This window comes from Rhizobacter sp. P3_C12, assembly GCF_056402735.1.
The window spans coordinates 1-6,142 of record NZ_JBFUGW010000331.1; the positions used below are offsets into that span (position 1 = coordinate 1).

Sequence of the window (6,142 nt, forward strand, 5' to 3'; positions counted from 1 at the left end):
ACGCACTACGTCGTCGCCGGCGAAGAGGCCGGCAGCAAGCTCGAGAAGGCGCGCGAACTGGGCGTCGAGGTGATCGACGAGGCGGCGCTACGCGCCTTGCTGGCCTGACGGGGCGGGCGCCGCGGCGTGCACCGCCATCGCGAGCAAGGCCAGGCACCACACGATCAACGCGCCGGCCGGCAGGTCGAAGGCCGACGACAGCGCGAGCCCGATCGCGTATCCCAGCACGCCGATCGCATACGCCAGCGGCAGCCGCCGCGCCTCGCGGTGCTTGCGCGTGCCCAGGCTCGGCACGATCAGCGTCGCGAACACCAGGTACACGCCGACCAGCTGCACCGACACCGTGACGGCCAGCGCGAACAGCAGGTAGAAGCCGGCCCGCTCCACCAACGCACGCGCGCCGAACCACAACCCGAGGATCGCGAGCGTCGCGACCAGCGGGATCGCGAGCTGCGCATAGCTGACCCACAGGATCTGCCCGGCCAGCAGGTCGCGCAGGTGTTCTCCGCCGTGCGGGTTCTTCGCCAGCAGCAGGATGCCGGCGGTCGCGGCCAGCACGAACAGCACGCCGATCTGCGCCTCCTGCACGTCGGGCCATTTCTTCTCGGTCCAGGTCAGCAGCAGCGCGCCGGCCAGCGCGGCGAGCGCTGCGGCCACCTGCACCTGCCAGCCGCCCGGGTCGATGTCGAGCAGGCCGGCGACGATCACGCCGAGTGCCGCGATCTGCGCGATCGCGAGGTCGATGAAGACGATGCCCTTGCGCAGCACCTGCGCGCCCAGCGGCACGTGCGTCGCGACGACCAGCAGCCCGGCCGCGAGCGCCGGCGCGAGGATCGCGAAATCGATCGGTGCCACCGTCATTTGGTGTTGTCCATCTTTGCGGCCTCCAGCAGCAGCGCGATGCTGCTGTCGAACAGCCCGAACAGGTCGCCCGCCTTGTCGGTGCCGCCGACGGTGAACGGCAGCGCGACGGCCGGGATCTTCGCGTGCTCCGACAACCATTTCGATGCGCGCGGGTCTTCGTACGCGGCCCGCACCACCATCTTCGCCGGCTGCTGCGCGAGCAGCGCGCTCAGCTCGGTGAGGTGCCCCGCGCTCGGCTCGACGCCGGGCTTCGGCTCCAGCGTCGCGATCTCGCGCACGCCGAGCCAGTTCCACAGGTAGCCCATGTTCTTGTGGTGCGCGACCACCACCACGCCCTTCAGCGGCTTCGCTTGCGCTTCCCAGCGCTGCAGCGCCGCGGCCCAGCGGGTGTTGAAGTCCTGCAGGCGCTGCTGGTAGGTGGCCGCGTTGGCGGCGTCGAGCTGCGCGAGCCGTGCGCCGAGCGCGGCTGCCACCTTCGCGATGTTGCGCGGATCCTGCTGGATGTGCGGGTTGCCCTGCGCGTGCACGTCGCCGTCGCCGCGGTCCAGCCGCGTCGGCACCTCCAGCGGCGTGACGAAGCGGCCGGCCTCGAACATCGCCGGCGCGCCCGGCGAGAGCTTCGCGTTGCCCGATTGCTGGATCAGCACCGGCAGCCAGCCGATCTCCAGCTCCATGCCGGTGCACACCAGCAGGTCGGCGCCACGCACGCGCGCGATCAGGCTGGGCCGGGCCTCGATGTGATGCGGGTCCTGCAGCGCGGTGGTGGCCGACGACACGTTGAGCTTGTCGCCGCCGAGTTCCTTCGCGAGGGCGGCCCATTCGGGCTCGCAGGCGACGACGTTCAGCGCGGCCTGCGCGTGCAGCGCAGCACCGGTGAGGGCGGCGAGTGCCAGGGTCTTCAGAAAGGGATTCATGCGGTGTCCTAGAACGAGTGGGCCCCATGGGCGCCGAGGCTCATGATGTATTGGAGGAAGAGCTGCCGGTCGCTCGCCTCGCCGCGGCTGCGGTCGCTGGCGAGCTGCAGCCGGAAGCGGCTGAATTCCGACAGCGAGTAGTCGACCATCAGCGTGCTGCGCGTCGGCTTGGCGCGCTGCAGCACCGGCAGGTCGGCAGCGCTCACCGTGCCGTTGTCGACCAGGCCGATCGCGAGGCTGCCGGCGTCGAGGCGGTCGTAGCGCGCACCGACCCGCCACTGCGGCATGAACTGATACACCGCCTGCAGGTACCAGCCGCTCTGCGTGCTGCTGAAGCCGCCGATCGCCGCGGCCTGGGCGAGCGTGCCGTCTTCGGTGCGGCGGAAATACTCGCCCTGCAGCTTCAGGTTCTCGCGCGTTGCGTTGCCACCGGGCGCCCATTTGTAGATCGCGTCGGCCACCCAGGTCTTGCTGCGGCCGCTGAACGAGGCGCCGTGGTCGTCGCCGTTCGCGTCGAGGTCGTCGTAGCGCCGGTCCTGCGCACGCTGGCGCAGGTATGACAGGCCGGCGCGCCAGCTCGCGCTCTCGCCGAGGTCGTCGCCGACGTGCGCGAACAGCGCGGCCGAGCCGATGCCGTTGCGGCCGGTGTCGTTGCCGGGGAAGGTGGCGCCGGAACCGATCTCGGCGCCGAGTTCGACGAAGCGCTCGGTTGGCGCGAGCCAGTGCAGGTGCAGCCCGTCGGTCTTCAGCGGGCCGCCGAAGAAGGCCTGGTAGGCGAGCGGTGCATCGACGAAATCCCAGGCATGCGCGTGCTGGCTGTTCAGGTAGCCGATCGACGACAGGAAGCGCCCGCCCTTCAGCGTGGCGCCGTCGAACAGGCCCTGGCGCTCGAACACCGCTTCTTCGACGCTGACGCTGTCGTCGCCGGTCAGCGAGAAGGTCAGGTGGCCGCTGAAGGTCGGATCGATCGTCGCCGCGAAGCCGAGCTCGGACTCGCCGAGCTGGAAGCTGCGCTTGCCGGGCCCGACCTCGCCGCCCGAGGGCATGAAGCCCTGGATGCGGTAGCGCGCCGGGTCCTGCGACAGGTTGGCGTAGGTGCCGTTGAGGATCAGCGAGATCGCCGGGTTGAAGGCCGAGGCCGAAGTGGTTGCAGCGGGGGCCGGAGCGGGCGGTGGCGCTTCCGCCGGCGCTGCGGCGGGTGCGGCCTGCTGCAGTTGCTGCAGCTTCTGCTCCAGCGCCTGCAACCGGGCCTCGTAGGACTGGCGCAGGTCGGCGATGTCTTTCTTCAGCTGCTCGACGTCTGATGCCGGGTCGGCGAGCGCGTTCGGGGGCCAGGCCAGCGCGGCGGCCAGGCCCAGCGAGGAGCCCAGGCCGGCGGCCCAGGTGCGGTGGAGGTGCATGGGGTGCGTCCTGCAGACGGTCTGCGGGTGATCGAGCACCGGCACGGCCCAGGGGCGCGCCGGCAGCGGAGACGGATCAGGCGTGCAGCGTCGGCGGGCCGCGGGCGCGGGTGGTGACCGGCGTGGCGCCGTCCCGCGCATCGGGCGGCAAGGGGTCGGCCGGTGGTCTGGCGTCGGCGGGCGCCGTCCAGTCGAAGTGCGCCGGCATCGCCGCATCGAGTTGCGCGAACGCGAGGCAGGCGTCGCAGACCTTGTCGGTCTGCGTCTGCCGCTCCTTGCCGGCCTGCGCGTGCCCGGGCGCGGGCAGCCCGTGCGACAGCGCATGCGCGAGCCACAGCTGCGGGGTCAGCAGGACCGACCCGGCGAGCAGGGCAAGGCGAAGGAAGCGCAGCAGGGCCATCGAGGGTGTCGTGCGAGAACGCACCGAGCGCCTGGAAAATAGCACACGCCGGCAGGGCGGCGCGCGATTCACGACAATGCGGGGTCGATGCGACGACTTTGCAAAGGACGCTGACCGATGACCGTGCGCGAGATCCTCAAGATGGGCGACCCCCGGTTGCTGCGCATTGCGCCGCCGGTGCCGCGCGAGCAACTGGGCAGCCGCGAGCTGCAGCAGCTGATCGACGACATGTTCGACACGATGCACCATGCCAACGGAGCCGGGCTCGCGGCGCCGCAGATCGGCGTCGACCTGCAGCTGGTGATCTTCGGCTTCAAGAACAACACGCGCTACCCCGATGCGCCCGCGGTGCCGGAGACGGTGCTGATCAACCCGACGATCGTGCCGCTGTCCGATCTGCGGGAAGCGGGCTGGGAAGGCTGCCTGTCGGTGCCGGGGCTGCGCGGCATGGTGCCGCGCCATGCGCGCATCCGCTACACCGGCCTCGATCCGCAGGGCAACCTGATCGACCGCGAGGCCGAGGGCTTCCATGCCCGCGTCGTGCAGCATGAGTGCGATCACCTGATCGGCAAGCTCTATCCCACACGGATCGAGGATTTCAGCCAATTCGGCTTCACCAGCGTGCTGTTCCCGGACCTGGACCCGAACGACGACGACTGACGGCTTTTCTTCGGCTGCTTTGCGAAGAAAGGTTTCTGCGGTCAGCGGCGTCACGGTCTGACACGTTGTGCCCGCTGGAACCTCACCGGTTCCGCGCGGTCCCACCGGACCGTGACCATGCAACGTGAGGAGCTCGCCGTGCCGAACAGCACCCGAATCGCTACATCCGCCCGCATGGGCGCCCGGTCTGCACGCTGGCTGGGCTTGATGATCGGCCTGATGCTGATCTCCGTGCTGGCGCTGTTCGCGCAGCCCGCGCGGGCCGCCGACGAAGACCCGCCGGGCCGTGTCGGCCGGCTCTCCGAGGTCGACGGCGCGGTCTGGGTCTACGCCCCCGAGAGCGCCGAATGGATCGCCGCGGCGCGCAACCGGCCGGTCACCACCGGCGATCGGCTGTCGACCGAGAAGGACGGCCGCGCCGAGATCCGCATCGGCTCCACCACGCTGCGCATCGCCGCCAACACCGAGGTCGAGGTGCTGCAACTCGACGACAACCACCTGAGCCTGCAACTGCTGAGCGGCAGCCTCTCGGCGCGGCTGCGCACCCGCGAGGCGGCTACTGAATTCGGCGTGGCGACCGGGGAAGGGCGCTTTCGCACCGACCGCACCGGCAGCTACCGCTTCGACCGCGTCGACGACACCAGCCAGGTCACGGTGGTGAGCGGCCAGGCGCAGTTCGAAGGCGACCGCACCGCGTTGACGGTGTTGCCCAACCAGCGTGCCGAGTTCTGGCGCGACAAGCCCGAGGCGCCGACGCAGTACAGCATCACCGACCCGGTGCGCGACCCGTTCTCCGACTGGGTGGCCTCGCTCGACCAGCGCGAGGAGCGCAGCGTCTCGACCCGCTACGTCTCGCCCGAGATGACCGGCGTCGAAGACCTGGACCGCTATGGCCGCTGGGAGCAGAGCCCCGACTACGGTGCGATCTGGATCCCGCGCAACGTGGCCCCCGACTGGGCGCCGTACCGCATGGGCCACTGGGCCTGGGTGAACCCATGGGGCTGGACCTGGGTCGACGACGCGCCCTGGGGCTTCGCGCCGTTCCACTACGGCCGCTGGGTGTGGCACCGCAGCGCCTGGTGCTGGACGCCGGGCACCTACATCGCACGGCCGGTGTATGCGCCGGCGCTGGTGGCGTGGGTGGGCGGGCCGAACCTGAGCCTGTCGATCTCGGTCGGCAACTCGCCGTCGGTCGGCTGGTTCCCGCTCGCGCCGCGCGAGGTCTACGTGCCGGGCTACCGCGTCAGCCCGCGCTACATCCGCAACGTCAACGTGACCCACGTGACCAACATCACCAACGTCACGAACATCATCAACAGCCCGGGGGCGGTGGTGCAGCAGACGCACTACATCAACCGCGGCATGCCGCATGCGGTGACCGTGGTGCCGGCGGTGGTGATGGAGCGCCGCCAGCCGGTGGCGCCGGCGATGACGCGTGTCAACGACCGCGTGCTGCGCGACATGGGGCGCGAACGGCCACGCGTCGACGCGCCGGTGCCGATGCCGATGCCTGCGCGCGGCGAGGCCGGTGGGCGGCGTGTGGAGGACCCGCGCACCGGCCGCGTCAGCTTCGCGCCGGACGCGCGGCAGCCCGTTCCGCCGCCGCCGGGGCGACGCGAGAACAACGGCAGCAACCTGGGCAGCACGCTCGTGCCCGGCAACAACGCAGGCCGTGGCGACAACGGGCGCGACAACGGGCGCGACAACAACGGGCGCGGTGACAACAACGGCCGCGGCGAGAACAACGGCCGCGGCGAGGGTGGCTGGGGCCGGYCGGAGCGGCCGGGCACGCCGGTGGCGCAGCAGCCGCAACAGCCGCAGCAACCCCAGCTGGGGCAGGCTCCGCAGCAGCAGAGTCCGCAACAGCAACCGCAGCAGCCCGGCTACACGCCGCGCCCGCGTCC

General features: G+C 71.0%; 6 protein-coding genes. 2 read left to right on the top strand and 4 right to left on the bottom strand.

The genetic code is table 11. The annotated features are described in order from the left end of the window. Nucleotides 1-87: 87 nt before the first annotated feature. From AC1DXV_RS30130 to AC1DXV_RS30145, 4 genes are all read right to left on the bottom strand, one after another. Nucleotides 88-861, bottom strand: a complete 774-nt coding sequence (locus AC1DXV_RS30130; RefSeq protein WP_477869883.1) for a metal ABC transporter permease — start codon at nucleotides 859-861, stop codon at nucleotides 88-90. Next, nucleotides 858-1,778, bottom strand: coding sequence for a metal ABC transporter substrate-binding protein (locus AC1DXV_RS30135; RefSeq protein WP_477869885.1), 921 nt, complete (start codon nucleotides 1,776-1,778; stop codon nucleotides 858-860). The genes AC1DXV_RS30130 and AC1DXV_RS30135 overlap by 4 nt, the downstream gene beginning before the upstream one ends. 8 nt (nucleotides 1,779-1,786) lie before the next feature. After that, the gene (locus AC1DXV_RS30140; protein WP_477937118.1) at nucleotides 1,787-3,178 is read right to left on the bottom strand and encodes a hypothetical protein; all 1,392 of its coding nucleotides are present in this window, start codon (nucleotides 3,176-3,178) and stop codon (nucleotides 1,787-1,789) included. Between the two features lie 76 nt (nucleotides 3,179-3,254). Beyond that, on the bottom strand, nucleotides 3,255-3,578 hold the full coding sequence (locus AC1DXV_RS30145) for a hypothetical protein (RefSeq protein ID WP_477937120.1): 324 nt from the start codon (nucleotides 3,576-3,578) through the stop codon (nucleotides 3,255-3,257). Between the two features lie 117 nt (nucleotides 3,579-3,695). On the opposite strand from AC1DXV_RS30145, the gene def reads away from it, so the two are divergent. Both def and AC1DXV_RS30155 read left to right on the top strand, forming a co-directional pair. Continuing rightward, nucleotides 3,696-4,238, top strand: coding sequence for a peptide deformylase (gene def, locus AC1DXV_RS30150; RefSeq protein WP_477937122.1), 543 nt, complete (start codon nucleotides 3,696-3,698; stop codon nucleotides 4,236-4,238). A 117-nt stretch (nucleotides 4,239-4,355) separates the two neighbouring features. Beyond that, a partial coding sequence (locus tag AC1DXV_RS30155) for a DUF6600 domain-containing protein (RefSeq protein ID WP_477937124.1) occupies nucleotides 4,356-6,142 on the top strand: 1,787 nt, incomplete at its 3' end.